The sequence below is a fragment of the Candidatus Alcyoniella australis genome, from assembly GCA_030765605.1.
GTDB classification, from domain to species: domain Bacteria; phylum Lernaellota; class Lernaellaia; order JAVCCG01; family Alcyoniellaceae; genus Alcyoniella; species Alcyoniella australis.
Genome location: JAVCCG010000020.1, coordinates 44,101 through 71,038 on the forward strand (window position 1 = coordinate 44,101; position 26,938 = coordinate 71,038).

Sequence of the window (26,938 nt, forward strand, 5' to 3'; positions counted from 1 at the left end):
TGCTGCGGGTGCTGATCCACCTTGACACCTCGGGGCATACGACCTTACGATAATACCACTGGGGCGAACAATCAGAGGCTTGCTTTGTGTGCCTTTAACAGAAGCAAAGAGGAGAGAAGATGAAGATCCTACGGAGCCATAGTTTACTCTTACTGCTCCTGATCCTCGGCATGCTGGCCGCGTTCCTTGTCAGCAGCTGCGGAAGCGGAGACGACGACGACGACGACGATACGGGTGATGACGACGACGATGATGACGACGACGACGATGACGACGACGACGACGACGAACAGTACGCTTCCCTGATCTGTACGCTTCCCGACCCCGAGGGGATCGGTGACAACGTGTTGGTGGGCGGCGGAGACATCGACGGCACGATCGCGGTCTACGTCTACAACGACGCGGATTGCGAGCCGATCGAGGGCGCGACCGTGATCCAAGGCGCCGAGACCTACACTACCGATGCCGACGGCAAAGCCACGGTCGACGTAAGCAAGGCCTCCGAGCTGGTCACGGCGATTGCCGACGATTACGACGCCTGGAGCTATCAGGCCGACGCTGCGGTGATGAAATTCCGCCTGCGTCCCCAAGTTTACGGTCGCAGCTATACCGATTCGTCGACGGGCCAGTTCAAGGCCGGCGGCGCGGTGCTGCCGCTGGACAACCCGACGATCAACGGCATCCCCGGCATCCTGGCACTGCTTGACGACTTCATCTACGCCGGCGCCGCGATCCCGGGCGTCTCGCGCAACGACATCCTCTCACTGGATTTCGACGGCTTCATGGCGCAGTCGGAGTTCAACCTGACCATCGCGGGCGAGGCTCCGGTAGAGATCCCCAAGAATGTCTACATACCGAATTTCTCGCTTGACGCCTTCGAATTAGTGGTCAACGGCGGCAACGAGAGCTTCATGGTTCCGGTCTGGAACAACGCCGAGGTCTCGCCGATCGAAGGCCTGATCCTCGAAGTCGATGTGGGCGGCCTGCTGCAGGGCGTCAACATCCTCGACCTGATCGCAGCGTTCACCGCGCCCGATCCGGACTTTGTCGAAATCCTGCTTCCGCTGATCGGACCGCTGGTCAACGCCGGCCTGAACTTCCGTTACGTCGGCGCCGACCCGGTATGGGACGGCAGCGGCGCGCCGGACATTGAGGTGCTGGACACCCAGGCCAAGGCTACGGCCGCAGTCAGCATCAGCGGCGCCAGCGCCTCCTACGACTACATCGGACTGATCGCGGCGGAGATCCCCAACCGCGCACTGCTGCCCACGGGCGTAGGCCTGGCTGACAGCGGCTCGATGTTGTTGGATTACACCGAAGTACCCGATGCCAAGTACCTGGTCGCGGTGCTCAAGACCGACCTGCTGGCCTCCGATTTCGAGGATTTCCATGTCAGCGCGGCGATCAAGCACTTCGACAGTGTGGCTGACATCGCCGGCGGCGTGGTCTTCAGCGAGTCGGACTTCCTGCCGGTGTTCGGCGACAGCTCGAACTATACCGGCGGCACGCTGACCTGGTCGCTTGCCGACAAGGAAGCCCCTGACGCCTACTTGGTAATCGGCGCTCCGGTATGTGATAGCTGCCCGATGTTCTTCGCCGCGCTTCCGGGCTCGGCCACCAGCTACGATATCCCCGACGACCTGGGAATCACTCCTGATGAAGAGGATCTGATGTTTGTACTGGGCTTCAACATGCCCGAGGGCTTTGACGCCAACCTGTACAACCCGGCCAAGATCGTCGGCTACGACTTCACCTCAATGAACGTCTGGACCAACGTCGACATAGTAGGACTGCTCGCAGACCTAATCGGCGGCTGATTCAGCTCTATAATCGATTCAACCTGCGCCCGGCACCTTGCCGGGCGCTTTTTTTCTCTTCGACGGGAGGGAGACCTCGGTCACATTTTATTTACATAACATGGTTTTTAATGTAGATAAGGCACAAAGCGTTGAATGCTTAGTATTGCGAACCTGGCGGACACGACGAGGGGATCGGTTGAACGTTCTGGCCATTTTACTAATGATCGTACTGATACTGCTCGTTCTGTTCTTGGCAGTGGTGTTGGTATGGTTCATGGTCGGGAGCATCCCCTCGGGCGAGACGCAGGTGCAAAAACGCGTTAAACGCTCCTCACAGATGCGAAAAAAGGGGGATGCCGGCCGCGCCGAGAGTATTCTCTACCTGACCATTAAGGGTAATGGCTGGGATTACCAGAGCTTCCTTATGGAGGTCCGGCGCAATCCTTCGGCGAACATCGTTAATCTTGCTCCCCGTTTCAACCAGCTGACCCGCAGGCTGCGGCTGACAACGCCGGACATTGAGTTCACCTGGGTCTGGCCCGCGTTCCTTGAGCTCGGTGAGGTCTTCGTCGCCCAGGGACGTTATAAAAAGGCCGGCCGCCTGTACTACGACCTATTGGGTTTTATCGAGGACCTTTCAGAGAAACTCAACCGCGAATTTTTGGTCGAGGCCCGTCAGGTCTGCTACGAGGGAGCGGGCAAGGCCTATGCCGAGCTCGGAGAGTTCGAGCAGGCCGTGGCCTACTACGGCGCGGCCTACGTCGAACGAATTCACCTGCTTAAACTGCGCGATTTCAACATCACCTTACAGGACGAATACCCGCTGAAAAAACACGAGCAAATCGCTTCGATCCTGCAAAACGTCGGACGCAACGAACAGGAAGAAGACATTTATACGCTAATCAACTCCTACGCCAGGCTCGACATCTCGAGCTTTGACCCGGTGCACGCCCAACGCAACGTGGAGGCGCTGTTGCGCGGAATCTCCAACGGCCAGGCCCGCGAGCGCGAGGTCGCCAAGATGCTGCTCAAGGGGATCATGGACAAGGTCGGCCAGGACGAATCCGATTCAGCCGGAGGACAGCAACCGGCACAGGCGCGGCACGGCGAGCAAAATAAGAAGGCTGACGATTCGGGAAAGAAAGAGAAGAAAGAACCTGGAGACGATATCATCTATCTCTGATTCATTAAGATACATGAGAAACGCGGCGGGCGGAGATCCTCATAACGTTTTTAAATAGGAACCGTGACAATACAACCTGCGCTGGGCGATAAATACCGCATCGACCGCCGGATCGGCGTCGGAGGGATGGCCGAGGTCTTCCTGGCCACGATTTTAGGCGCCGAGGGGTTCGAGCGCCGGGTGGTGCTTAAAAGGATCCTGCCGCAGTTCAGCGGCGACCCCAAGTTCCAAAGCTATTTCATCGGCGAGGCCAAGACGGCCGCGGCTCTGGATCACGAGAACGTGGTGCGGGTCTTTGATTTCTTCTGCGCGGACAGCGAGCTGACGTTGGTGATGGAGTACGTCGACGGCTGCGATTTGGCGCAGCTGATGAACCTCTGTTTTTCCGCCGACCGCCGCATCCCGCTGCCGATGGCGCTGTTGATCGGCCGCAAGCTGTTGCGCGGCCTGGCCTACGCCCACGCGCGCGCGGGCGAGGACGGGACGCCGCTGGGGATCGTGCACCGCGACATCACGCCGCGCAACGTACTGCTCGGCCGCGGCGGCGAGGTCAAGGTGACCGACTTCGGCATCGCGCGCTCCAAGAGTCTGCGCGGCGCGACCCAGGCCGGGGCGCTGCGCGGCAAGATCAGCTACATGTCGCCCGAGCAGGCCCACGGCGACCTGGTCGACGCGCGTAGCGACGTCTACTCCGCGGCGCTGGTAATCTGGGAGCTGATTTGCGGAGTGCGCGCCTTTGACGCACCGGACGAGATCCAGTTGCTCGAGCTGGTGCGCCGGCCCGAACTGCCCGCCGTGGGCAGCCTGCGCGACGATCTCCCGCCGGGGCTCGAACCGGTCCTGGAGCGGGCGCTGGCCGCCCTGCGCCAGGAGCGTTACGCCGACGCCGGCGCGTTCGAACGCGCCCTGAATAAGGTGATCAACAACGCCGGATTGCAGCCGGACGAACAGCGGCTGGCGCAGTTCGTCTGCGAGCTGCTCGACGAGGCAACACCGCCGCCGCTCAGCGGCCGCCGCACCGCCACCTTGATCGGCCGCGAGATCAGCGGCGCGCTCACCCCCCCGCGTTCCAAGCGGCCCCGGAGACTGACGCGCCCAAGATCGACGGCGCGGACCGCGATCGCTCTGGCGCTCGTCGCGCTGATCGCGACCCTTTGCTATTCGCTGCTTCGCCCCGATCGGCCCGTTGCGACGGCGACCGTTGCGGCGCCACAGTGGATCGAGCGCGCCCAGGCCGCGCTGCTCAGCGTGCAGACCGACCCGGCCGGCGCACTGGTGCTGATCAACGGCGCGCCGTTGGGCCTCAGCCCGATCGACGCGCTGCCGGTGCTGCCCGGAAAGAGCATGATGATCGAGGCGCTCAAACCCGGCCACCTGCCGGGTTCCCGGCGCGCGAACCTCGTCGCGGGTAAGAATCGCTCGATCACGATCGATCTCTGTGCATATGGGGACAGCCGCTTCTATTAAGCGGCAACGGCCCTTTTTAAAGACGCTTGGCAAGCGGCGTCTGAATAATTTTCAGGAGGTTTTCTATGTCCCGCAGTGTAACTATCCAAAAAAACCCGTTCGAGGTAATGCTGCAGCAGCTCGACAGGGCTTCCAAGCTGCTCAACCTCGACAAGGGAATTATTAACATCCTCTCGCATCCGATGCGCACGCTCCAGGTCTGTTTCCCGGTAAAGATGGACGACGGGCGCATCGAAATGTTTACCGGCTACCGTTGCCAGTACAACGATGCGCGCGGCCCGTGCAAGGGAGGTCTTCGTTATCATCCGGACGTGACCCTGGAGGAGATCACCGCTCTGGCGGCGTGGATGACCTGGAAGACCTCGGTGGTCAACATCCCCTACGGCGGCGCCAAGGGCGGCGTGGTCTGCAATCCGCGCGAGATGTCGCTGGGCGAGCTCGAGCGGATGACTCGGCGCTTCGCCGCGGAGATCAGCTTCTTTATCGGCCCGGAGAAGGACATTCCCGCGCCCGATGTCTACACCACGCCCCAGGTGATGGCCTGGATCATGGACACCTACTCGATGTGCCGCGGCTACTCAGTGCCCGGCGTGGTCACGGGAAAGCCGCTGTCGATCGGCGGATCCAAGGGGCGCGACAAAGCCACGGCCCGCGGCTGCGTGTTCATCATCCAGCAGGCGGCCAAGGAGCTGGGCATCAACCTGGACAACGCCAGCGTGGCGATTCAGGGCTACGGCAACGCCGGCGCTGTGGCGGCCGAGCTGATGGACGCCATCGGCGCCAAGGTGGTGGCGGTCTCGGACAGCCAGGGCGGGACCTACAATTCCAAGGGGCTCGACCCGGCGGCGCTGCTGGCCCACAAGCAGCAGCGCGAGCGCGGTACGGTGGCCGACTGGCCCGACGGCGACCGGATCACCAACGCCGAGCTGCTCGAGCTCGACGTCGACGTGCTGATCCCCGCGGCGTTGGAGAACGTGATCAACAGCGACAACGCCGAGCGCATCCGCGCCAAGCTGGTGGCCGAGGCGGCCAACGGCCCGACCCTGCCCGAGGCCGACGACGTGCTGTTCGACAAGGGCGTGATGGTGATCCCCGACATCTTGGCCAATGCCGGCGGCGTGACCGTCAGCTACTTCGAGTGGGTCCAGAACCTCAACTCCTTCTTCTGGGAGGAGGACCGCGTCAACTCCGAGCTGCACAAGGTGATGACCTCGTCGTTCTACGAGGTCTACGAAACATACAAGAAGTACAAGTGTGACATGCGACAAGCCGCGTACATTTTGGCGATCCAGCGGGTGGCCGAGGCGACCGTGGCCCGCGGATTCTTCCCCTGATCCGAGGTTAACCGCAGTTGCAGACGCCGGGCCCGCGCCCGGCGTTTTTCTCATTGATCGACGATTATCGTCCCAGCAGCCGCAGTAGCTGCAGCACCAGCCGCAGCTTGAGCGGATAGGGACGCAGCAGCGCGCGACCCTGACGGCGCACGGACAGCAGCGCGGCCACCCGGCGGCGGCTGCGGCCGACCTCGAGCAGCGTGGCGCGCTCGATGAACAGGTTGCACAGCGGCGGATGCTGACGCGCGGCCAGCGCGTGCTCGATGGACGCCGTGACCGTAGTAAAACCATCGAGGTCCGCCCCCTCGAGCTGCAGCGCCTCGGAGTCGCAGAGTTCGACGATCCGGCCGTCGTCCTTGGTCAGCAACAGCGAGGCGTGCAGTCCGCTTGCGCCGTCCTCGAGCACGAACAGGCCGATGCTGCTTGCGTCGGGCCAAAGCATGTTGAACACCCGCTGCACGCGGCGGAAGCTCGGCAGCCGCAGCCGCCGCGGCGGCTTGGGCCAGTACTGCACACGGCTGCGCACTGTTGCCGTGGCGTCGCGCACTAGACCGAGGATCTGCTCCACGTAGTCGGCCCGCGGGTCAAGTTGCGATTCCGCGGCAGTGAAAACCGCGCCGATGTCCTCGGGGCAAAGGCAGATCACCAGCTCGGCGTCGTGCTCCTGGGCCGCCAGGTCGAGGCGTTCCAGGTCGGGCCGCACGCCGCGCAGCACGCCGCGCTGGGAGTGCAGCGCCTTGAGCACCTCGCCGTCGCGTTGCAGCAGCAGCAGAATCTTGCGTCGGCGACGGCTGCGACCGCCGGAGAACAGCGCTACGAGGTTGGCCCACTGCCGACCGTCCAGCGGTCCCATCAGCATCTCGGGATGGATCACGACCCCACCTGAAACATCCGCACGCTGTAGGCGTCCAGACCCACGCTCAGCTCGCCGCGGCCGCCGAAGGTCTCGGAGCTGAAGCAGTCCTTGAGCAGCACCAGCTTGCCCTCAGGCGCGGCCAGGCGCGTGACCCGCGGGCGGTCCGTGGGATTGACCACGAACAGCACTCCTCCGCTGTGCTCGCCCCAGGGGGTGTGCAGCCAGACGTCGAGGCGGTGGTCCGAGGGAGCGAACGGCCGCGAGGTGCCCGCGAGTTCCTCGATGGCCTCGATCAGGTCGATCACCCGCGGGAACGGCTCGGAGCCCATCTTGGGCAACAGCTCGGGGACCAGCACGACGCTCCCATCGCCGACCTTGAACAGCGGCACGTCGGGCTCGGTGAGCAGCATGCGCTCGGGCCGCCGCAGCAGTTGACCCAGCTCGCCGCAGTCACGCATCCGCTCGTCGCGGTCCGGGATCTCCGGGCCGATCACCAGCGTGCCGCCGGACTCGGCAAAGGCGCGCAGCGAACGCTGGGCCTCGGCCGAGAGGAACTCGAAGGTCGGCGCGGCGATCACGCGGAAGCGCGCCAGGCGCTGCGGATCGAACTCGGCCTGGGTGATCTGCGCCGGAACTTTCAGCCACTGCAGATGTGCGTACCACGAGTCGAGCTCGATCTGCGAGTCGATGGGCACGCAGTAGTTCAGTCCGGCTTTGCGTTCGTCGCACAGCTGCTCGGCGTCGAACAGCCCCTCGCTCACCAGGGTCGGCACGGGCGAGAACAGGTTGGCCGCGTGGGTCAGCCGACCGTAGTCGCGGCTCAGCGCCAGGCCCCACTCGACCCGCGGGCGCATGCGCAGCACGCCGGTGCGCTCAAGCACCGCCAGCAGCCGCCGGAAGAACTCGTAGTGCTCGGTGCGGATGCGGCCGTTGTTGGTAATCGGCGCGCCATACCAGCGATCGCGGTCGGCGATCATGTAGAAGTTGATCCCCTTGATCCCCAGCGCCAGGGCGGCCAGCGTCATGAAGCGCTGGTCCTCGAGGGTCAGCGGCGGCCACGCCAGATAGCAGCCCGAGCCGAACTCGGGGATGAACGGGAAGCGGCTCTGGCCGCAGAGGGTCAGCATTCGCTTGCGCAGCAGCGGATACTGATGGCGCTGCAGATACGAGTCGACCCCGGCCGCGTCGTGGGTCTGCTCCACCCGCGGCACGTTCAGCGGCGGAGCCAACGCGCCGGGCGGGAAGTTGTGGAACGTAACCAGGCCGCGCACTCCGCGCTCGCGCCACATCCGCAGCAGCCGGTCCAGGGACCCTGCGATCAACTCCTCCTTGAACTCGACCCAGTCCAGGTACCCGGGCAAGTCGCGCAGCTCGCGCGGATCGTAGCGCTTGGGCATCGGCACCTTGTCCTGATCGTTTCCGCCGCGCCGCCCTCCGGCGAACTTCTCCCAGCTGTGCCGCGCGTCGGGATGGTAGTCCAAATCGTAGGGCGCGGTACGGAACAAAAACGAGCATTCGTTGTCGCTCTGGATGGCGACGATCGGGCCCTCGGGCGCCATCTGCCGCCGCAGGATCGGGGCCAGCGCGTCGAAGTACAGTCCGAGCTCGAGGTAGAACTTCTCCGAGGCGTAGCTCGGGATGTAAAACGCTTTGGGCGGCACCGGCATGGTCGCCGGCGCGTCGCTGGCGGTCCAGGCCCTGATCTCTGGGTCGTTGAGCACGCGCTCGGGATAGCCGAAGAGGGTCAGCTCGGCGTTGATGTGCGGGCCGGGCCGCACCAGCACCCACAGTCCGCGTTCGTGGGCCAGGTCGAGAAACCGCGACAGGTCGCGCCGCGGGTCGAGCTTGCCGAAGTCGAACTCGCCGCGCCGGATCTCGTGCACCGACCAGGGGATGTAGGTGCAAATCAGCTTCAGCCCCATCCCGGCGATGCGGTCGAGCACACCGGGCCAGTCCTGGGGATTATGGCGCCAGTAGTGCACGTCGCCCGAGACCAACGGCCGCACCTCGCCGCCCGACTTCAATCCCTCGGGCGTGAGCTCGACGATCCGGCGCTCAACCATCGCGCCTCATCGACTGGCTGATCTTGGAGCAGATGATGTCAATCGCCACCTCGTTGTCGCCCCCCTCGGGCACGATCAGGTGCGCCCGCCGCCGCGTGGGGGCCACGTAAAGCTGGTGCATCGGCCGCACCTGGCCCAGGTACTGCTCGATCACCGACTCGACGCTGCGTCCGCGCTCCCTGACGTCGCGCACCAGCCGCCGAATGAAGCGGATGTCGTCGTCGGTGTCCACGTAGATCCGCACGTCCATCAGTTGGCCCAAACGCTCGTCGGCCAAGGCGAGGATCCCCTCGATGATCAGCACCTCGCAGGGCTCGAGCAGCTCGGTCTTTGCAGTGCGCGTATGCTCGAGATAGCTGTAGACCGGACGCTGCACCGGCCGCCGCTCGAGCAGGGCGTTGAGATGCTCGATCAGCAGCTCGACGTCGATGGCGTTGGGGTGGTCGTAGTTGGTCGCGGAGCGCTGCTCCAACGGCAGGCGGCTCTGGTCGCGGTAGTAGGCGTCCAGGGGGATCAGCGCCACGCTCGCGCCTGCCAGGCGCTGCAGGATCTTTTTTGCGATGGTGGTCTTTCCCGAGCCTGTGCCACCGCCGACGCCGATGATCAAGGTCTTGCCCACGCCGCCTCGCCTTCATATTACTGATTGCCGCTTTCTAATCCTGCGTGCTAAATTATGCCATACTTAATGATGTATCCCAACGCGCACAACACAGCCACACGTACGTATAGCGTCCTGATATTGGGGAGCTGTGCGCAGGATCGCGAGCGCATCGCCCGGCTGTTGGAACTGCCGATCAGGGTCGAACGCGCAGCGGACGTTAAGGGCCTGACCGAGGCCCTCGACCGCGGCCCGATGGACATGCTGGTCTACGTCGATTCGCAGGGCACCGAGGGCGGCGACAGCGCGTCGAGCGAGACGGACCGCGCGTTGCGGCTGATCCTGCGCGAGTCGTCGTCCCGGGTCGAAAAGCTCGCCTTTGTGCGCGACCCCTACTCCGGTCCCGCGGGGATCTGCGCGCTGCCCTGGGGCATGGACGACGAAGAGGTCTCCCTGGTGCTCAATCAATGCCTGCTCAAGGCGCGCTGTGCGATCAAGCCCGCGATCCCGCCGTTGCACACCTCGATCGAGTTCTGCGACATGGACGAGGTCAAACGCCTGGCAGCGCTGAACTCGCAACAACTGAGCAAGCTGGCGCGCTCGCGCGAGCTGCTGCTGCTGATCGGCGAGACCGGCGTGGGCAAGCGCACCATCGCCAAGCTGATTCACCGCCACTCCGGGCTGCCCGGATCACTGGTCGAGATCGATCTGTCGTCGGTGAACGAGGAGCAGGCGCGCGAGGTGCTTTTCGGCCGCACCAATCCGCGTAGCGGCGCGCTGGTCCCCGAATTGGGCGTGTTCGACCTGGCCGAGGAGGGCACGCTGATCGTCAACCTGATCGACCGGGCCTCGGTCGAGCTGCTCTCCGAGCTGACCCGCTGCGCCCTTGAACAGCGCTACCGCCGGCAGAACGGCCGGCTCTACTGGCCGGCGCGCTGCCGGATGATCTTCATCTCGCACATCACCCTCGGCGAGTTGCAGACGCTGACCAAGCTTCCCGAGCCGCTGCAGGCCGCGCTCAAGGCCGCGGCCTTTTCGGTTCCGCCGCTACGCGAGCGGATGGACGATCTGGGCGAGATCGCCGAGGCGATCTACGGCCAAGTGCGGCGGATGATGGGCAAGTCCGAAGCGCGGCTGCCGGCCAAGCTCTACAAGCTGCTGTCCAACTACTTCTGGCCGGGCAACATGCTCGAGCTCGCCGGCGAGATGCAGTACCTGGCCTCCCTGCCCTGGGAGCCCACCGAGGAGGACGTCTTTCCCTGGATCAAGTTCCCGATCCCCTCCCTGCGCAGCAACGGCGAAAACGGGCTGCTGCAGGAGGCGATGGACTGGTTCGAGGCCGGCACAATCAAGCGCGCGATGTTCTTCAACGACAACCGCGTCGACCTCACGGCCGAGGCGCTGGGCATGCCGATCTCGACCTTCAAATACCGCCTGGCGAGGTTGCGCAAACGCACCGATGTTAACCGCAAGGCGGACCAAGATTGAACAACCTCGTGGAGCGGGGCTGGCTGCTGATCAGTAAATCCGCAGGCCCGGTCCTGGCCAGCTTCGCCTTGAGCGGCCGAACGCTGATCGGGCGTGCGCGCCAGGCCGAGGTGTTTCTCCCCGACCTTAGCGTCTCACGTCGTCACGCATTGATCGAACTGACCCCGGACGCGGTCAGGCTGCGCGACCTGGGAAGTAAAAACGGAACCACGCTCAACGGCCGACCGGTCTCTAGAGCCCAGTTGGCCGAGGGCGATCGGATCGGCGTGGGTTGCTTTGTCTGTGAGTTCCGCTCCAGCTCCGCCTTGGGCACGCTGGTGACCGACGTGCTCGACGAGGGGCAACGGGCACGGTTCCCCAGCGCCCCGCCGCCGGAATCGGCGATGGTCGTGCGCTTGGCCCAGGCCCTGGGACGCGAGCGCGATCCGGGCCGCATCGCCCGGGCCGCGCTTGAAGAGATGATGCCGCACTGCGGTGCGCAGACGCTGCGGCTGGGATTGCAGCTCAACGACGGCGATCGCCCGGGCCCGACCCTCAGCGCACGGGACGGGATAATCGACGAGCGCGGCCCGGCTCCCCAGACCAACGAGCTGATCGCCGGCATGCTGCGCCAGGGGCGCAGCCTGTTCGTCTCATCCGAGGACGACGGCGTAGCGGCTCAAGGCGGGCTGTTCGTGCCGATCCGCCCCGGTCGCGAACTGCTGGGCGTGCTGCAGGCCGAATATCCCGCGGCCGCGGAGCTGCCCGAGCACGACCGCGAGCTGATCGAGGCCGTGACCGTGCTGTTGGGGCTGGCCCTGGAGGGGCGCGCGGCCCAGGGCAAGATCAAGGGGCCCGACGACGGGCGGATCGTCGGCTCCAGCCCGACCATGGAACGCCTGCAGCGTCAGATCGAACACGCGGCGGAGGGCTGCCTGGAAGTATTGATCACCGGGGAGACCGGCGTGGGCAAGGAGCTGGTGGCGCAGGCCCTGTTCGAGCGCTCGCCCCGGCGCGGCCGTCCGTTCGTGGTGTTCAACGCGGCCTCGCTGCCGGCCCACGTGGCTGAGAGCGAGCTGTTCGGCCACTCCCGCGGCGCGTTCACCGGCGCGGTGGCCGCGCGCGAGGGGCTGTTCGAGGCGGCGGACGGCGGTACGCTGCTGATCGACGAGGTCGGCGACGCGCCGCCCGAGATCCAGGCCAAAGTGCTGCGCGCGGTGGAGACCGGCGAGTTCCGCCGGCTGGGCGAGACCAAAATGCGGCACACCGACGTCTGGGTAATCGCGGCCACCAACCGCGACCTGCGCCGACTGGTGGAACAGGGGAGGTTCCGCGAGGACCTGTACTACCGCCTGGCGGTAATCGAGCTGCGGGTGCCGCCCCTGCGCGAACGGCCCGAGGATCTGCCCAAGCTGATCGAACACTTCCTGGCCGCCGAGTCGGGGGTTCGCGGCCGACGCCCGCGGCTAAACCACGAGGCGCTGGAGTTGCTGCGTGGCTATAGCTGGCCGGGCAACGTGCGCCAACTGCGCAACGCGCTGCGCCGGGCCGCGGTCATGACCGACGATCTCGAGCTGCGGCCCGAGGACTTCGACTTGCCCGATGCGGGGGAGTTCGCCGCGGGCGGACCGCAGCCCGGGGACAGCCTGTCGGCCGCGGTCTCGGCCGTGGAACGCGCGTTGATCAACCGCGTGTTGGGCAGCTGCGTCTGGAACAAGAGCGAGGCGGCACGCCGACTGGGCATCACCCGCCAGACCCTCGACCGCAAAATCGAGGCCTTCAAGCTGACTGCAGACCGCTGATCAACGCTTTTCTTGACAGTGCCAAAACCGGTGCTATACTTCGCAAAAACCCCTCGATGAAACAAATAATCGCCTGCATACCGGCTCGCTACCAGGCAAGTCGTTTCCCCGGAAAATTGTTGGCCACGCTCGGAGACAGGCCGGTTATCGCCCACGTAGTGCAGCGTGTGCAGCGCGCGCGCTCAGTGGGCGAGGTGATCGTGGCCACCGACGACGAGCGCATCGCCGACGCCGTGCGCGGACTGGGCGCGACGGTCAAGATGACGTCCCAGTACCACCAGTCGGGCACCGACCGCGTGGCCGAGGCCGTGCGCGACATCCCCTGCGGAATCGTGGTCAACGTCCAGGGGGACGAGCCGTTCATCGAGCCCGAATCCATTGACCGTGCGGTGCACCCCTTGATCGTCGATCCCAATTGCCAGCTCTCCACGCTGGTGCGGCCGCTACGCGATCCGTGCGAGCTTTGCGATTCGTCGGTTGTCAAAGTCGTACGCGACGCCGACGATTGGGCGCTGTACTTCAGCCGCTCGCCGATTCCGTTTTTTCGCGACCTGTACCCGGAGCCCGGATGCGGGTTGCCCCAAAGCGTGCCCGACGGCGTGTGGGCGCACATCGGCCTCTACGTCTATCGCAAGCGCACGCTGCTCGAGCTGGTCAACTGGGGACCGTGCGATTTGGAAAAGGCCGAAAAGCTCGAACAACTACGCGCGCTGTATCACGGTCTGCGCATTCGCACGGTACCGGTACAAGGCGCGACGATCGGCATCGACACCCCCGATGATTTAAAGCGGGCCGAGGACATCCTGGCTGCGGGGGACTGACAAATACAACAATGGGGCCAATGCTCCGAGGGCTCCAAGATCTTAAAAAGGACGGAAAGGGTAGATGGGCAAGGACAAGACTAAGTATATTTTCGTTACCGGCGGCGTGGTCTCCAGCTTGGGCAAGGGAATTGCCGCCGCCTCCCTCGGCGCGCTGCTCGAGGCCCGCGGACTACGCGTCACGATCCAGAAGATGGATCCCTACATCAACGTCGACCCGGGCACCATGAGCCCGTTCCAGCACGGCGAGGTCTACGTCACCGACGACGGCGCGGAGACCGACCTCGATCTGGGGCACTACGAGCGCTTCATCAGCACGACCACCAGCCAGCTCAACAACTGCACCACCGGCCGGATCTACGAGTCGGTAATCACCAAGGAACGCCGCGGCGACTATTTGGGACGAACGGTGCAGGTAATCCCGCACATCACCAACGAGATCAAGGACTACATCAAGCAGGTCGGTAGCGGCTTCGACGTGGTTATCGTCGAGATCGGCGGCACGGTGGGCGACATCGAAAGCATGCCGTTCCTCGAGGCGATCCGCCAGTTCAAGGCCGACGTCGGCCAGGAGAACGTGATCTACATCCACCTGACGCTGGTGCCGTTCATCCCCACCGCCGGCGAACTCAAGACCAAGCCCACCCAGCACTCGGTGGCCCAACTGCGCCAGATGGGCATCAAGCCCGACATTCTGCTCTGCCGCTCCGACCGCTTCCTGCCGCCCGAGATCAAGTCCAAGATCAGCCTTTTCTGCGACATCGCCGTGGCGGATGTGATCACGGCCAAGAACGTAAATATCATCTACGAGGTGGTGCTGCTGTTCCACAAGGAGGGCCTGGACGACCGCGTGGCCGACAAGCTCGGAATCTGGACCGGCGCGCCGGACCTCAAGCCGTGGCGCAAGGTGGTCAACACGATCAAGCGCGCCAAGCACAAGGCGGTGATCGCCGTGGTCGGCAAATACGTACATCTCACCGACAGCTACAAATCGCTCAACGAGGCGCTGGCCCACGGCGGGCTGGCCAACCGCTCGCTGGTCGAGCTCAAGTTCGTCGATTGCGAGGATATCGAGCACGACGGCGCGGCCAAGTGCATCGGCGAGGTCTCGGGCGTACTGGTTCCAGGCGGGTTCGGCGAACGCGGGCACGAGGGCAAGATCGCCGCGGTGCATTACGCGCGCACCAAGGGCATCCCCTACTTCGGCATCTGTTTGGGAATGCAGATGGCGGTGGTCGAGTTCGCACGCAACGTGTGCAAGCTGCGCGCCGCCGACTCCACCGAGTTCCGGGCCAAGGCCAAGCATCCGGTGATCGACCTGATGGAGGAGCAGAAAACCGTACTCGAAATGGGCGGCACAATGCGTCTGGGCTCGTACCCCTGCAAAATCACGCAGCGCAAGAGCTTGGCCTTCGGCGCGTACAAACGCAGCGAGATCGCCGAGCGGCACCGTCACCGCTACGAGTTCAACAACGCCTATCGCGAACAGATCGAGTCGGCCGGGCTGAAAATCTCAGGTGTGTTCGAGCGCGGCGACTTGGTCGAAATCGTGGAGATCGAGGACCATCCGTGGTTCCTGGGCTGCCAGTATCACCCCGAATTCAAAAGCCGCCCGCAGCGGCCACATCCGCTGTTCGCCTCGTTCATCAAGGCCGCCCTCAAGCACAAGAGCTTCGGTAATGAGTCCGATTAAACGCCGATTACTCGAGGTCGCCCGGCGCACGATCAGGGCCGAGGCCGAGGCGGTGGCCGATCTTGAGAAGCGTATCGGTGCGGCCTTCGGCCGGGCGCTGGAGGCGATGCTGCAATGCCGCGGCAAGGTCGTGGTCACCGGCATGGGCAAGTCCGGACTGGTCGGGCAGAAGATCGCCTCGACCCTGGCCAGCACCGGCACCTCGGCGTTCTTTCTGCATTCGGCCGAGGCGGCCCACGGCGACGTGGGCATGGTGCGGCCCGAGGACGTGGTGCTGGCGCTGTCATACTCGGGCGAGACCCGCGAGCTGCTGGACCTGCTGCCCACGTTCAAACTGATCAAGGTGCCGTTGATCGCGATCACCGGCAATACCGACAGCACGCTGGCCAAGCGCGCCGACGTGGTGCTCGACGCGCAGGTGGCGCGCGAGGCCTGCCCGCTGAATTTGGCTCCGACCTCCTCGACCACCGCGGCGCTGGCCCTGGGCGACGCCCTGGCCGTGGCGCTGCTCGAGGCGCGCGGCTTCAAGGAGCAGGACTTCGCCACGCTGCATCCCGGCGGCGCATTAGGCAAACGCCTGCTGCTCAAGGTCTCGGACCTGATGCGCACGGGCGACGAGCTGCCACGCGTGGGGCCCGATGCCAAGGGCACGGACGTGCTGATGGAAATGAGCGCCAAGCGTCTGGGCATCACCGGCGTGTTCGACGAGCGCGGCCGGCTGATCGGCTGCGTATCCGACGGCGACCTGCGCCGCGGGCTTCAGCGCCTGGCCGACAAGTTCATCGACACCACGGCCGCCCAGATGATGACCAAGGGGCCCAAGACCATCGAGGCCGACGCCCTGGCCGCGCGCGCCCTGCGCACGATGGAGGACAACAACATCACCGTGTTGTTCGTCACCGCCTCGCCGCGCTCGACCAAGATCGTCGGCGCGCTGCACCTGCACGACATCCTCAAGGCGGGGTTGATTTAGTCCAATCCCAGCAGGCGGGACTCGAGCTGTCGGATGCGGTCGCGCAGCTGCGCCGCCTGTTCGAAATCCAGCTTTTTAGAGGCCGCGCGCATCTTGCGCTCCAGCGCCTCGATGGCGTCGGGGATCTTGTCCAGCGGCAGTTCCTCGTCGGTCTCCACGGGCACGGTCAAATAGTCGCGCTCAAAGATCGAGCCCATCACGTCGACGATCTGCTTGCGGATCGTCTCGGGCGTGATCCCGTGTTGCTCGTTGTACGCCAACTGCTTGGCGCGGCGACGGTCGGTCTCGTCGATCGCTCCGCGCATCGAGTTGGTGATGCGGTCGGCGTAAAAAATCACTTCGCCGTTGACGTTACGCGCGGCGCGGCCGATGGTTTGGATTAGGCTGCGCGTGGAGCGCAGGAAGCCCTCCTTATCCGCGTCGAGGATCGCCACCAGGCTGACCTCGGGCAGGTCGAGCCCCTCGCGCAACAGGTTGATGCCGATCAGCACGTCGTACTTGCCCTGGCGCAGGTCGCGCAGCAGCTCGGTGCGCTCGATGGTGTCGATGCCCGAGTGCATGTAGCGCGCCTTGACCCCCAGCTCGCGATAGTAGTCGGAGAGCTCCTCGGACAGGCGCTTGGTAAGGGTGGTCACCAGCACGCGCTCGCCCGCCTCTACGCGACGCCGGATCTGTTCCAGCAGGTCGTCCACCTGGCCCTTGGCCGGCTTGAGCGTCAGTTTGGGATCGACCAGGCCGGTGGGCCGAATCACTTGATCGATCACCTGCCCGCCCGATTTTTGCAGTTCGAAATCGCCGGGCGTGGCCGAGACGTAGATCGTCTGCCCCACCCGCCCCTCGAACTCCTCGAAGGTCAGCGGCCGGTTGTCCAGGGCCGAGGGCAGACGGAAGCCGTAGTCGACCAGAGTAGTCTTGCGGCTGCGGTCGCCGCGAAACATTGCGCCGATCTGCGGCACGCTCTGGTGGCTCTCGTCCAGGACAATCAGCGCGTCGTCCGGCATGTAGCTTAACAGCGGCTCGGGCGGCGTACCCGATGCCCGGCCGTCGAGGTGGCGGCTGTAGTTCTCGATTCCCGAGCAGTAGCCCATCTCGCGAATCATCTCCAGGTCGAACTCGGTGCGCTGGCGCAGGCGTTGGGCCTCGAGTAGTTTCTCCTGAGCCTTGAGCTCGGTCAGGCGCTGCTCGAGCTCCTCGCGGATCGTGACGATGGCGCGCTGTAGCTGGTCCTCGGGCGTAACGAAGTGGCTGGCCGGAAAGATCGCGGCCCGCGGCAGCTGGGCCACCACTACGCCGCGCAGGGGATCGACCTCTCGGATCGCCTCGATCCCATCGTCGAAAAATTCGAACCGCACCGCGTGTTCGTTCTCGTAGATCGGAAAAACCTCGACCACGTCGCCGCGCACACGAAACGTGCCGCGATGGAAGTCGATGTCGTTGCGCTCATATTGGATGTCGACCAGCTTGCGGATCAAATCCTGGCGCGAGATCGTCTGGCCGCGCTCCACGATCAGGTGCATCCGCCGGTAGAAGTCCGGACTGCCCAGGCCGTAGATGCACGAGACCGAGGCCACGATCAGCACGTCGCGGCGCTCGAGCAGGCTGCGCGTGGCGCTGTGGCGCAGACGATCGATGCGCTCGTTGATCGAGCTGTCTTTCTCAATGTACGTATCCGTGGTCGGCAGGTAGGCCTCGGGCTGGTAATAGTCGTAGTACGAGACGAAGAACTCGACCGCGTTGTTCGGAAAAAGCTCGCGGAACTCCGAGAACAGTTGCGCGGCCAGGGTCTTGTTGTGGGCCATCACCAGTGTCGGACGATTGAGCCGCTCCACCACGTTGGCAATGGTGAAGGTCTTGCCCGAGCCGGTGACCCCCAGCAACACCTGGTGCTTGGCCCCGGACTCGAGCCCGCTCACCAAGCGCTCGATCGCCTCGGGCTGATCGCCCTGGGGCGTGTAATCGCAGACCAGCTCGAAGCGCTTCATCGGCTCACTCTACCCTGAATCGCGGGACGTTCAAGGGTCAGCGATGGGCAACAATCGGGGTTGAGGTAATTACCGCTAGACCAGCGCCTTGGCCACGGCCAGCAGGCCGTCAGGCGATTGCAGCGCCCCCCAGATCTTGGCGCCCAGATCGAGAGCCTGGTTCATCTTGCCCTCGATTGTCGGCACGGCCTTGGTCTGATCACCCTGCTCGGCCAACCCGGCCTTGATCGCGCTGATCACCCCGGGCAGCCCGGCGTAGAGCTGGAACTCGAACAGGCCGCTGACCATCGGGTTGTCCTTGCCAAAGTACAGCGAACGCGGATCGTCCTTGTAGGCCACGAGCACCTTGCCCGCGCTCCAGGCCAGGGCCGCCTCGGCCACCGCGCCCTCGTCGGGCACGCGGCCGTTGAGGTTGACCACCGCCGCGTCGCAACCGCGCACCACCTGATAGGCGTCGAGGCTGAAGATCGCCTTTTCCCAAAGTTCGTGCGCCTGTTCGTTCTCGACTCCCAGGTTGACCAGCATGCTCGCCAGCGGCGTGATTTCCAGGCCGTCGCGATGCGGCAGAAAGGTCTCGAAGCCCTGGGCCTCGAGGGCGGCGGCGATCTGCGCCATCTCCTCGCGCTCTTTGTCGTTGAACAGGGCGCCGGAGCAGTAAACGCGAGTCTTGGATTCGCTCATCTGATGACCTCATCCAGATCTTCGGCCCGCAGGCGGGCCAGTTCGGTTTTTATCTTTTTCAGGTTCTTCATCATCTCGTGGTTGAGCAGCGCCAAACCGATGTGGTCGGCCAGCAGCTCCAACGACTCGATCAGCTCCATGGTAAAGCCGCCGATGCGTTTGTCGTTGAGCTGGATCAGCCCCACTCGGCCGACCGCGTTGGCGATCGGAATCAACGCCACTGACTCGTAGCCGCAGGCGTTGCAGTAGTTGCGGGTATGGCTGCCGCGGTCCTCGTCGGTGGTCTGCTCGAGCATTGCGCTGGTGTTGTTACTCCAGAAGCTGCCCTTCTGCGTAAAAAACGGTTTGCTCGGATCGGTCTTGGAGCAGATCACGTTACCGCACATGCACTCGAGCAGATAGGTATCGCCCTCCGGCGTAAGGATTCGGTTGCCCGTGGCGTCGCGGGCCAGCAGCTTGCCCTCCTTACGGACGAAATCCTCTTTAAACCCGTCCCAGGTGAAGTATGGATAATCGCCCTGTTCGTCACACAGTCGGATGCCCACGGCCTCGCACCCGCTGAAGCGTTGAATCTCCTTGATCACGCGCGCCAGTGTCGGCTTAATTTTGGTGATATTTTCCAAAACATCGGAGATCCGCTCGACCTCCTGGCTGTAATCGCGCACGATTTTTAAGGATTCCTTGGGGTGGTCCACCATACCCCCTCCTCATGGTCCATACCACATAACAAGTTGATATTATGCAGCTTATCAAACGTAGCCGGTTGTTGCCGGTTAAGTATAATCACTTCTATCAGCAAACAAATAATTTGGCAAGCCCGCTTACCTTGGCAGGTCAATCCTTGAGCGGCTTGTCGGCCGCGGCCACGGTCCAGCCCGTGCTGCCGTCGCGGTTGTCCTTGAGCACCACTCCCGAGGCGGCCAGTTCGTCGCGGATTGCATCGGCCCTGGCAAAGTCGCGCGCCGTGCGGGCCGCGGCGCGCTCGGCGATTTTGGCCTCGATCTGTTCGGGTGTAATCCCCTTATCGATGAGCGCGCGGCGGGCCTTGTCCGCGTAGTAGTCGGCGGGTTCGGATTGGCAGATCCCCAGCACTTCGCGCATCTGCAGGAACACCTCGCGGGCCCGGATCAGCAGCGCGGCCAGTTCCGGCCGCGGCTGCTGCTCGACCTGCTCGCACAACGAGTTGGTCTGATGCACCAGATCGAACAGGTTGCCCAGGGCCCGTGCGCTATTGAAGTCGTCGGCCATCGCTTCCTCGAAGCTGTCCAGGGCCAGATCGATCTTGCCCAGGGCGGCCTTGTCCTCGCCCTCGAGATCCTCGGGCTCGACCGGCACATCGCCCAGGGCGATCGACGCCCTGTTCATCGCGTCCCAAGCAACGTAGATCCGCTCGACCGCCGTGGCCGCCTCGCGCAGTGCTTGGTCCGAGTAATCGATGGGGCTGCGATAGTGCACCGAGACCAGGAAGTAACGCACGACCTCGGGCTGGTAGTGTTGCAGCACCTCGCGGATGGTGAAGAAGTTTCCCAGGCTCTTGCTCATCTTCTCCTGGTTGATTTTGACGTGGCCGTTGTGCAGCCAGTAGTTGCAGAAGCAGTGCCCCTCGAGGGCCTCGGCCTGGGCGATCTCGTTCTCGTGGTGCGGGAAAATCAGATCCTGGCCGCCGCCGTGGATGTCCAGCGGCGTGCCCAAATGCTCGGCGCTCATCACCGAACACTCGATGTGCCAGCCGGGGCGTCCCGGGCCCCATGGGCTGTCCCACGACGGCTCGCCGGGCTTGCTTGCCTTCCACAGCGCGAAGTCCAGCGGATCCTCCTTGGCCTCGGAGATCTCAACCCGCTCGCCCGAGCGCAGCTCGTCCACGTCGCGCCGGCTGAGCTTGCCGTAATCCTTGAAGGCTTTAACGCGAAAGTAGACGTCGCCGTCGCGCTCGTATGCCATGCCCTTGTCGACCAGCGCTTTGACCGCGACCACGATCTGCGGGATGTGCTCGGTGGCCCGCGGCTCGATGTCGGGCCGCACGAACCCAAGGGCGTCGAAGTCAGTGTACATCTCGGCGATGTATTGCTCCGCGATCTGCGCGGGCTCCACGCCGCGCTGATTGGCGCGGGCGATGATCTTGTCGTCCACGTCCGTAATGTTGCGCGCGTACTTCACATTGTAGCCGAAGTGACGCAGGGTGCGCACGATCACGTCGAAGGCCGCCGAGGCGCGGGCGTGCCCCACGTGGCACATGTCGTAGACCGTGACCCCGCAGACGTACATTCGTACGAGATCGGGCTGCTGCGGCTCGAACGGCTGCTTGGTGCGGCTCATAGTGTTGTAGACGCTGATCGTCATCTCGCCCCCCTGGGGTTTGTGCTGCAAACGCCCAATCTTAGACCTCGCACATCGGCCAATCAAGCGCTGCAGTAGGGGATCAGGATTCGGAGATCAGCTCTAGCAGGGCCACGGCGTGGGCCGCGATTCCGAGTCCCTCGCCAATGTATCCCAAACCCTCGGTGGTGGTGGCCTTGACGTTGACCTGCACCGGGGCAATGGACATCGCCCGCGCCAAGTTGGTTTGCATCGGTTCGATGTGCGGCGCCATCCGCGGCGCCTGGGCGATGATCGTGGCGTCGACGTTGCCGACCGTCAGGCCGCCCTGAGTAATCAGCTCCGCGACCCGCGAGAGCAGCTCGAGACTGTCCGCACCGCGATACTGCGAATCGTCGTCAGGAAAATGGCGGCCGATATCGCCCAAACCCGCTGCGCCCAGCAGCGCGTCGGCCACAGCGTGAGCCAGCACGTCGGCATCCGAGTGCCCCTCGAGGCCCAGCGGGTGTTCGATCTGTACGCCGCCGAGGATCAGCCTGCGGCCCGGCACGAGCCGGTGTACGTCGAATCCGTGCCCGACCCTCATCGCGCGGCCCCGCGCCGTTGGGCGAGCACCAGCCGGGCGTGTTGCAAATCGTGGAGCGTGGTGATTTTAAAATTCTCCGGTGAACCGGGCACCAGCACCACCCGGCCGTTGATGCGTTCGACCAGCGCCGCGTCGTCCGTGGCGCTGAACCCATCGTCGTGCGCCGCGCGGTAGGCGTCGAGCAGCAGGTTGCGCTCGAACGCCTGGGGTGTTTGGGCGGCCCACAGCCGGCGGCGGTCCGGGGTTTGGAGTACGACCCCCTCGTCCGTGGCCTGCTTAATCGTGTCGCACACCGGTACGGCCAGCACCGCCGCGCCGAAACGCGCTGCCACGCGGATTGTCTTGGCGAATTGCGAGGGCAAGACCAACGGCCGCGCCGCGTCGTGGATCGCCACCACATCGCACTGCCCGTCCAGGGCGTCAAGCCCGGCGAGCACCGAATCCGCGCGCTCAGCCCCGCCGGCAACGATATACGCCACCTTGGACAGCGCCGGATCGCGCCGCACCATGCGCCGCACGTCTGCCAGTCGATTGCGCGGCACTACCGCCACCACGCCCTGGATCAGCTCCACGCCGCAGACCACGGCCAGGGTGTGGCTCAACACGCTGCGCCGTCCCAGGCGTAAAAATTGCTTGGGACGCTGGGCGCCCATCCGGCTGCCGCTGCCCGCCCCGACTACGATGCACCATGCGCTGAGGTTCGAAATCGTCCGCTCCATTAATCTTGATCGTGGAATCAATCCTGTACCGCATGACCGCGGCAGGTCAAGCTCGATCCGCCTCTGGCGCGAGTTCGCGCAGGGCAACGGCGTAGGTCTCGAAATCGGAACGGCTGAACAGCACAAACCGCACTTCGAGCTCGACTGCCGACCCGGCGAGAAACTCGGTCACGGTCCCCAAAGCAATGCGCGCCGCCTGCTCCAGCGGATAGCGGTATGCACCGGTGCTGATCGAGGGAAAGGCAACCCAGCGCAGGTCGTGCTCAACCGCCAGCTCGAGGCTGCTTAGATAGCACGAGCGCAGCAGCTCGGACTCGCCCGCGTTGCCGCCGTGCCAGATCGGCCCCACAGTGTGAATCACGTACTGCGCGTCCAGCCCGAATCCGGACGTGATCTTGGCCCGGCCGGTCGCGCAGCCGCCCAACGGGCGACAGGCCTCGATCAGCTCGGGTCCGGCCGCGCGATGGATCGCTCCGTCGACCCCGCCGCCGCCGAGCAGGCTGCGATTGGCCGCGTTGACGATCGCATCGACCCGCTGCCCGGTGATGTCCCCCACCACCAGCTCGATTGTCGACGCACCCACGCTTTGCTTCATCGCGTCCCCCGCTGGTCAGAGCTATTAATCGGGTTCGGTTTCCGATTGTACCAAAGCTTGGCCCGACCAAAAGGACAGAGTAGGATCTTGTCGAAGTGGAGGTCTCGAAATGAAACTCAATTGGATCCTGTTGGCTCTCGCACTGTTGTTGACCGTTGCCTTGCTCGGCGGCTGCCCGGACGAGGAGGTCGAAAGCGAGTGCGAGTGGGACGGCGACTGCGGCAACAACACCGCGCCACGACTCTACGGCCTGGTCTTCTCGGTCAACGGCGGCCAGGCGACCTCCGAAACGCCACAGATCGGCTCCACTGACACGATCCTCATCGCCTGCAGCTACGAGGACGACGAGGGGAATCTCACCGGCGGAATGATCTTCTTCTCCGACGAGAACGGCGACAGCACCTCCACCAGCGACATCAACGTGGAACTGGGCTGCTCGACCAGCGATACCGGAATCCAGTTCGGCATCCAGCTCAGCGGCTCGGAGACCCCGCTCAACGTGGGTTACCACAACTTCGAGATGTATTGGACGGACGTCTGCGGCTTTTCCAGCAACAAGCTCGAGGGCACGTTCTACGTGGAATAGATCCCGGCCAAGCTAATCCGCACTATGAACGCGGACTATTCCTTCTGGGCCAGTTCGACCCGCAGCTCGATGGAGCGACCATCGTCGCAGCCGCGTAGCGGCTCGATCATCCCCGACAATCCGTGGGCCAGCATGCGCTCGACGAACGGCTTGAGCTCCACCCTGCGTCCGTCCACGCGCAGCTCGGCGCGGGTTGTACGCCTGGCAGGCTCGACGAACTCGGCGATCAGCCAGTCGGCCAACGCCGACGGGTCGTCCAGGCCAAAGCGGGGCACGTCGCACTCTAGCTCGTCGTAGTCGGTGATCACCGCCACCAGCCGCTGATCGGGCCCATCGCAGATCAGCTCGCGGCCCACGGCGCTGCGCAGCAGCTCGATCTTGGGCGCGCTGCCGTGCTTGTAGCCCTCGGTGATCACCAGGTCGCAACGCGGCAGATAGCGGCTCACCGCCTCGTACACGTCGATTTCGCCTTCGAATCCGGCGATCATGCCCGCTGCCCCCGGCCCGGCCAGCAGCACGTGGTCCGCGCCTGCCCGCCGCAAGCGCCAGGTGTCCTTGCCCTCGTGATCCATTTCAAATCCATGGGCGTAATGTTTGACCGCGGCCACGCTCAGGCCGCGCGCTTTTAGCTCGGGCAGCAGCTTCTCAAGATAGGTCGTCTTGCCCGAGCCGGACCTGCCCACGATGCTGATCAGCGGAATCAACGTTCCTCCCATACGATCCTCTGTGCATTGGCAAAAACCCTGAAGCGATCGCCGCGCGCCGATCCGACCAGCGTGACGCCCGTGCTGTGCGCCAGTTCCACCGCCAGACTGGTAGGCGCGGCGCGGCTGATCAGCAGCGGCACACCCAGACGCGCGGTCTTGATCAGCATTTCGCTGCTGATGCGACCGGTGCACAGCAGGCAGTAGCGCGCCGGATCCAGGCCGTCGAGCAGACAGCGCCCGGCCAGCTTGTCCACGGCGTTGTGGCGGCCCACATCCTCGCGCAGCAGGCGGATACCGTCCTCGTCGGCCAGCGCCGCTCCGTGTACACCGTTGGTGAGGTGATGCAGCTGTGTGGCCTTTTCAGTCAGCTCGCTGATCAGCACGCTAATCCGTGACGCGGCGATCTGCAACCCGTCGCGCACCCTAAGCTCTCCGGCTCTGCCCGCGTCAAGCGCCCCGCGGCCCAGGGTTCCCTTGCCCAGGCCGCTGGTCACCAGCCGCTCGTTTGCCGGCATGCAACCCGGCGCCGCGACCTTGGCGCAAATCGAGTCGCCATCGTCCTCAATGCTCAGCTTTTCGATCTGGTCCGCCGAGCTAATCGCTCCGTCGGCCAACAGAAAGCCCACGGTCAACTCGTCGGGGTATTCGGGCGTGCATAGCAACGTAGCCGCCCTCTCGCCGTTGAGCTCGATGCTCAAGGTCACCTCGCGGGCCAGCTCGATCGCGCAGCTTTTTCGCTGCTGGTCGAGGACTTCGATCGTCACGGCGCGGGGGTCAATAGGCTTCATCGAATCGGCCCATTGTGTGGCAGCGCGCACACGCGGTCAATCGACAAACAAAGGGCCGGGGACACGCCCCGGCCCGTGGGATCTGGAAACTGCGACGGCTTAGCGCCAGCCGATGATGTCCTGCGGGAAGAATGTGCCGAACTCGTATGCAGTGCCCACCGTCCAATCGATGGGATTGATCGGGTAGACCTTGCCATTGAGGAAGTCGGAGGCAAACACCGTGTTGTCCGAGTAGACCGCGAGCCGCGATACATAACTGCAACCCGGGATAATGATCGGATTGCCCGCGCCGCGTGTCCAAATGCCGCTTTCGATGATGTAAACGTAGATCTTGCCATCGCTGCTGTCGGCAACCACCAGCTGCCCATCCAGGGTCATCACTGCCGGCCCGGGGGCAACGCCGATGCTCAGCGTCTCGGTGATCGTATTGTTCGAGGCGTCGATCACGTCGATCGAACCGTTTACCGTGGCGCCGTAGTCGCCGGAGTTGATCGCATAGACCGTCTCGCCGTCGATGGACGTCACTACGTTGGTGGTGTTCAGCCCGCTGGTGGGGATAATCGCGTTCAGCGTGAAGCTCCCCGGATCGACAACTGCCACGCCCGGATCGTCGCCGTAGGTGTAGCTCGTCAGGTCGTAGTCGCTTAGCGCAATGTAGAGATTGCCGCGCGCACGGGTGATCTCGGTCGGCGCCGAACCCGAGGGCAGGCCGACGTAGCCGACCTTCACGCCCTTGTTCAAATTCACGCCCAACACGCCGTCACCCAGATTGCTTGTGACCCAGGCCACATCGTCGGCCACCACCACGGACCACGGAGAGTCGGTGTAGAGCTGAATCGAGTAGAAGTCCTTGGTCCACAGATCGACGATCAATAGTTGCTCGTCGCCGTTGATGCCCGCGCCGTAATCGCCCGAATCGACGATCACCAGCGAGTCGTAGTACAGGTCGACATCATTGGGCACGTTGAGCTGTACGGCGTCAGAGGCCAGGATGTCGTCCACCGTGGCGCCCGTGGCCGTATCGAACTGGCCCAGCAGGCCGCCGATGCCGTCAACCACGAACACGTCGGGGCCGACGAACACGTCCAGCGTGCCCTCTTTCCCCTGGGCCTCGGCACTGATCGTCGCGGTTCCGACGGCCTCGCCGGTGACGTAACCGTATTCGTCGACCGTGGCCACCGCATCGCTGGACGAGCTCCAGGTAAAGGTGATGCCGCTCATTTCGTCGCCGAGGTTGTCAAAGGCAGTAGCAACGTAGGTCGTCTCGTCGCCCACGGCCACAGCCGGGTCATCGGTGGCCACGAGGATCTCGTTAATAAAAACGTCATCGTCGTCGTCGTCATCATCATCGTCGTCGTCGATGTCGTCATCATCGTCGTCGTCCACGTCGTCGTCGTCCACGTCGTCGTCATCGTCGTCGTCCCCGGATCGCCCGCCCGAGCTGCCGTCGTCGTCGTCCGATGAACAGGCGCCGACTACCAGCACCATGCTCAACGTCGCGAACAGCACCAGCAATAAAACAGCCCATTTAGAAGCCCAGTCCTTCATCGATTCCTCCTCGAATCTTTCGCCGTCATCCGCGGCGGTTTGGTGTTTGACCCAAGGATCGGACCGCGCTCGTGCGCTGAAAATATCCTGCTCCTCAGGCCTGCGACGGGGAGGTATTCCGACTCATGGATCGCCCTACTTGCGACGCCTTCCCGGGCCGTAGCCCAGTGGCTGCATGCCGCTTTCGTCCCCACTTACGGCGGCGGGACCGTGCCGGAATTCAACCGGCTTCCCTCGCCCGAAGCCTCCACATTGTCATTGCAAAGCCGATTCCTGTCAATTGAAGCCCGGAAGGCACCGTACTACCGAGCATGCGATGTGGATTAGGCGGGCCAGGTTAAATCACTTAGCCTGGATTATTCATGCTCGAGCAT

23 protein-coding genes and 1 riboswitch are annotated in these 26,938 nt (G+C 64.2%); of the genes, 10 read left to right on the forward strand and 13 right to left on the reverse strand.

Annotated features, from left to right (window positions below):
* Positions 1–119: 119 nt before the first annotated feature.
* The 4 genes from P9M14_02570 to P9M14_02585 all read left to right on the forward strand — a co-directional run bounded on the left by P9M14_02570 (position 120) and on the right by P9M14_02585 (position 5,783).
* Complete coding sequence (locus P9M14_02570) at positions 120–1,817, forward strand: hypothetical protein (protein ID MDP8254611.1); 1,698 nt, start codon at positions 120–122, stop codon at positions 1,815–1,817.
* Positions 1,818–1,995: 178 nt separating this feature from the next.
* Positions 1,996–2,982, forward strand: a complete 987-nt coding sequence (locus P9M14_02575) for a tetratricopeptide repeat protein (GenBank protein MDP8254612.1) — start codon at positions 1,996–1,998, stop codon at positions 2,980–2,982.
* Positions 2,983–3,045: 63 nt separating this feature from the next.
* The gene (locus P9M14_02580; GenBank protein MDP8254613.1) at positions 3,046–4,449 is read left to right on the forward strand and encodes a serine/threonine-protein kinase; all 1,404 of its coding nucleotides are present in this window, start codon (positions 3,046–3,048) and stop codon (positions 4,447–4,449) included.
* Between the two features lie 65 nt (positions 4,450–4,514).
* Complete coding sequence (locus P9M14_02585) at positions 4,515–5,783, forward strand: Glu/Leu/Phe/Val dehydrogenase (GenBank protein ID MDP8254614.1); 1,269 nt, start codon at positions 4,515–4,517, stop codon at positions 5,781–5,783.
* 64 nt (positions 5,784–5,847) lie between these two features.
* Here the strand turns inward: P9M14_02585 and P9M14_02590 are convergent, their stop codons facing one another.
* The 3 genes from P9M14_02590 to udk are packed head-to-tail and all read right to left on the reverse strand — an operon-like array spanning position 5,848 to position 9,321.
* Positions 5,848–6,636 carry a hypothetical protein gene (locus tag P9M14_02590; protein MDP8254615.1) on the reverse strand — a complete coding sequence of 263 codons (789 nt, stop codon included), beginning with the start codon at positions 6,634–6,636 and terminating at the stop codon, positions 5,848–5,850.
* Between the two features lie 17 nt (positions 6,637–6,653).
* Entirely contained in the window at positions 6,654–8,702 is a 2,049-nt protein-coding gene (locus P9M14_02595) for a beta-galactosidase (GenBank protein MDP8254616.1), read from the reverse strand.
* Positions 8,695–9,321 carry a uridine kinase gene (gene udk, locus P9M14_02600; protein MDP8254617.1) on the reverse strand — a complete coding sequence of 209 codons (627 nt, stop codon included), beginning with the start codon at positions 9,319–9,321 and terminating at the stop codon, positions 8,695–8,697. Before udk ends, P9M14_02595 begins: the two co-directional genes overlap by 8 nt.
* A gap of 120 nt (positions 9,322–9,441) precedes the next feature.
* On the opposite strand from udk, the gene P9M14_02605 reads away from it, so the two are divergent.
* From P9M14_02605 to P9M14_02625, 5 genes are all read left to right on the forward strand, one after another.
* A complete protein-coding gene (locus P9M14_02605) occupies positions 9,442–10,788 on the forward strand; it encodes a sigma 54-interacting transcriptional regulator (GenBank protein ID MDP8254618.1) in 1,347 nt (448 codons plus the stop codon).
* Entirely contained in the window at positions 10,785–12,569 is a 1,785-nt protein-coding gene (locus P9M14_02610) for a sigma 54-interacting transcriptional regulator (protein ID MDP8254619.1), read from the forward strand. The genes P9M14_02605 and P9M14_02610 overlap by 4 nt, the downstream gene beginning before the upstream one ends.
* A 56-nt stretch (positions 12,570–12,625) precedes the next feature.
* Entirely contained in the window at positions 12,626–13,390 is a 765-nt protein-coding gene (kdsB, locus tag P9M14_02615) for a 3-deoxy-manno-octulosonate cytidylyltransferase (GenBank protein MDP8254620.1), read from the forward strand.
* 64 nt (positions 13,391–13,454) lie between these two features.
* On the forward strand, positions 13,455–15,083 hold the full coding sequence (locus P9M14_02620; protein ID MDP8254621.1) for a CTP synthase: 1,629 nt from the start codon (positions 13,455–13,457) through the stop codon (positions 15,081–15,083).
* Positions 15,070–16,056 carry a KpsF/GutQ family sugar-phosphate isomerase gene (locus tag P9M14_02625; GenBank protein ID MDP8254622.1) on the forward strand — a complete coding sequence of 329 codons (987 nt, stop codon included), beginning with the start codon at positions 15,070–15,072 and terminating at the stop codon, positions 16,054–16,056. The genes P9M14_02620 and P9M14_02625 overlap by 14 nt, the downstream gene beginning before the upstream one ends.
* On the opposite strand, the gene uvrB is transcribed toward P9M14_02625, so the two are convergent.
* From uvrB to P9M14_02660, 7 genes are all read right to left on the reverse strand, one after another.
* A complete protein-coding gene (gene uvrB, locus P9M14_02630) occupies positions 16,053–18,038 on the reverse strand; it encodes an excinuclease ABC subunit UvrB (GenBank protein MDP8254623.1) in 1,986 nt (661 codons plus the stop codon). The genes P9M14_02625 and uvrB overlap by 4 nt on opposite strands.
* Before the next feature lie 75 nt (positions 18,039–18,113).
* Positions 18,114–18,719, reverse strand: coding sequence for a nucleoside 2-deoxyribosyltransferase (locus P9M14_02635; protein ID MDP8254624.1), 606 nt, complete (start codon positions 18,717–18,719; stop codon positions 18,114–18,116).
* Positions 18,716–19,414: a GAF domain-containing protein gene (locus P9M14_02640; protein ID MDP8254625.1), complete on the reverse strand. Its 699-nt coding sequence runs from the start codon at positions 19,412–19,414 to the stop codon at positions 18,716–18,718. The genes P9M14_02635 and P9M14_02640 overlap by 4 nt, the downstream gene beginning before the upstream one ends.
* 139 nt (positions 19,415–19,553) lie before the next feature.
* Positions 19,554–21,059, reverse strand: a complete 1,506-nt coding sequence (cysS, locus tag P9M14_02645; GenBank protein MDP8254626.1) for a cysteine--tRNA ligase — start codon at positions 21,057–21,059, stop codon at positions 19,554–19,556.
* Positions 21,060–21,138: 79 nt separating this feature from the next.
* Positions 21,139–21,621 (reverse strand): 2-C-methyl-D-erythritol 2,4-cyclodiphosphate synthase, encoded by a 483-nt coding sequence (gene ispF / locus P9M14_02650; GenBank protein ID MDP8254627.1) that lies wholly within the window; start codon positions 21,619–21,621, stop codon positions 21,139–21,141.
* A complete protein-coding gene (gene ispD / locus P9M14_02655; protein ID MDP8254628.1) occupies positions 21,618–22,340 on the reverse strand; it encodes a 2-C-methyl-D-erythritol 4-phosphate cytidylyltransferase in 723 nt (240 codons plus the stop codon). Before ispD ends, ispF begins: the two co-directional genes overlap by 4 nt.
* A 46-nt stretch (positions 22,341–22,386) precedes the next feature.
* Positions 22,387–22,935, reverse strand: coding sequence for an O-acetyl-ADP-ribose deacetylase (locus P9M14_02660; protein ID MDP8254629.1), 549 nt, complete (start codon positions 22,933–22,935; stop codon positions 22,387–22,389).
* A gap of 109 nt (positions 22,936–23,044) precedes the next feature.
* Here P9M14_02660 and P9M14_02665 point away from each other — a divergent pair, with 109 nt between their 5' ends.
* Complete coding sequence (locus tag P9M14_02665) at positions 23,045–23,521, forward strand: hypothetical protein (protein MDP8254630.1); 477 nt, start codon at positions 23,045–23,047, stop codon at positions 23,519–23,521.
* A gap of 35 nt (positions 23,522–23,556) precedes the next feature.
* Here the strand turns inward: P9M14_02665 and mobB are convergent, their stop codons facing one another.
* From mobB to P9M14_02680, 3 genes are all read right to left on the reverse strand, one after another.
* Positions 23,557–24,225: a molybdopterin-guanine dinucleotide biosynthesis protein B gene (gene mobB, locus P9M14_02670; GenBank protein ID MDP8254631.1), complete on the reverse strand. Its 669-nt coding sequence runs from the start codon at positions 24,223–24,225 to the stop codon at positions 23,557–23,559.
* The gene (gene fdhD / locus P9M14_02675) at positions 24,222–25,016 is read right to left on the reverse strand and encodes a formate dehydrogenase accessory sulfurtransferase FdhD (protein MDP8254632.1); all 795 of its coding nucleotides are present in this window, start codon (positions 25,014–25,016) and stop codon (positions 24,222–24,224) included. The genes mobB and fdhD overlap by 4 nt, the downstream gene beginning before the upstream one ends.
* A gap of 99 nt (positions 25,017–25,115) precedes the next feature.
* Positions 25,116–26,564, reverse strand: a complete 1,449-nt coding sequence (locus P9M14_02680) for an Ig-like domain-containing protein (GenBank protein MDP8254633.1) — start codon at positions 26,562–26,564, stop codon at positions 25,116–25,118.
* Between the two features lie 90 nt (positions 26,565–26,654).
* Positions 26,655–26,830: riboswitch (cobalamin riboswitch) on the reverse strand.
* Positions 26,831–26,938: the final 108 nt, after the last annotated feature.

Bases quoted from the DNA above. Each gene is read 5' to 3' on its own strand.
- P9M14_02660 (MDP8254629.1), bottom strand. From the start codon at position 22,935: ATGAAGCAAAGCGTGGGTGCGTCGACAATCGAGCTGGTGGTGGGGGAC.
- P9M14_02625 (MDP8254622.1), top strand. From the start codon at position 15,070: ATGAGTCCGATTAAACGCCGATTACTCGAGGTCGCCCGGCGCACGATC.
- P9M14_02665 (MDP8254630.1), top strand. From the start codon at position 23,045: ATGAAACTCAATTGGATCCTGTTGGCTCTCGCACTGTTGTTGACCGTT.
- P9M14_02590 (MDP8254615.1), bottom strand. From the start codon at position 6,636: ATGGGACCGCTGGACGGTCGGCAGTGGGCCAACCTCGTAGCGCTGTTC.
- P9M14_02680 (MDP8254633.1), bottom strand. From the start codon at position 26,564: ATGAAGGACTGGGCTTCTAAATGGGCTGTTTTATTGCTGGTGCTGTTC.
- P9M14_02635 (MDP8254624.1), bottom strand. From the start codon at position 18,719: ATGAGCGAATCCAAGACTCGCGTTTACTGCTCCGGCGCCCTGTTCAAC.
- uvrB (MDP8254623.1), bottom strand. From the start codon at position 18,038: ATGAAGCGCTTCGAGCTGGTCTGCGATTACACGCCCCAGGGCGATCAG.
- kdsB (MDP8254620.1), top strand. From the start codon at position 12,626: ATGAAACAAATAATCGCCTGCATACCGGCTCGCTACCAGGCAAGTCGT.
- P9M14_02585 (MDP8254614.1), top strand. From the start codon at position 4,515: ATGTCCCGCAGTGTAACTATCCAAAAAAACCCGTTCGAGGTAATGCTG.
- P9M14_02620 (MDP8254621.1), top strand. From the start codon at position 13,455: ATGGGCAAGGACAAGACTAAGTATATTTTCGTTACCGGCGGCGTGGTC.
- ispD (MDP8254628.1), bottom strand. From the start codon at position 22,340: ATGGAGCGGACGATTTCGAACCTCAGCGCATGGTGCATCGTAGTCGGG.
- fdhD (MDP8254632.1), bottom strand. From the start codon at position 25,016: ATGAAGCCTATTGACCCCCGCGCCGTGACGATCGAAGTCCTCGACCAG.
- cysS (MDP8254626.1), bottom strand. From the start codon at position 21,059: ATGACGATCAGCGTCTACAACACTATGAGCCGCACCAAGCAGCCGTTC.
- ispF (MDP8254627.1), bottom strand. From the start codon at position 21,621: ATGAGGGTCGGGCACGGATTCGACGTACACCGGCTCGTGCCGGGCCGC.
- P9M14_02570 (MDP8254611.1), top strand. From the start codon at position 120: ATGAAGATCCTACGGAGCCATAGTTTACTCTTACTGCTCCTGATCCTC.
- P9M14_02595 (MDP8254616.1), bottom strand. From the start codon at position 8,702: ATGGTTGAGCGCCGGATCGTCGAGCTCACGCCCGAGGGATTGAAGTCG.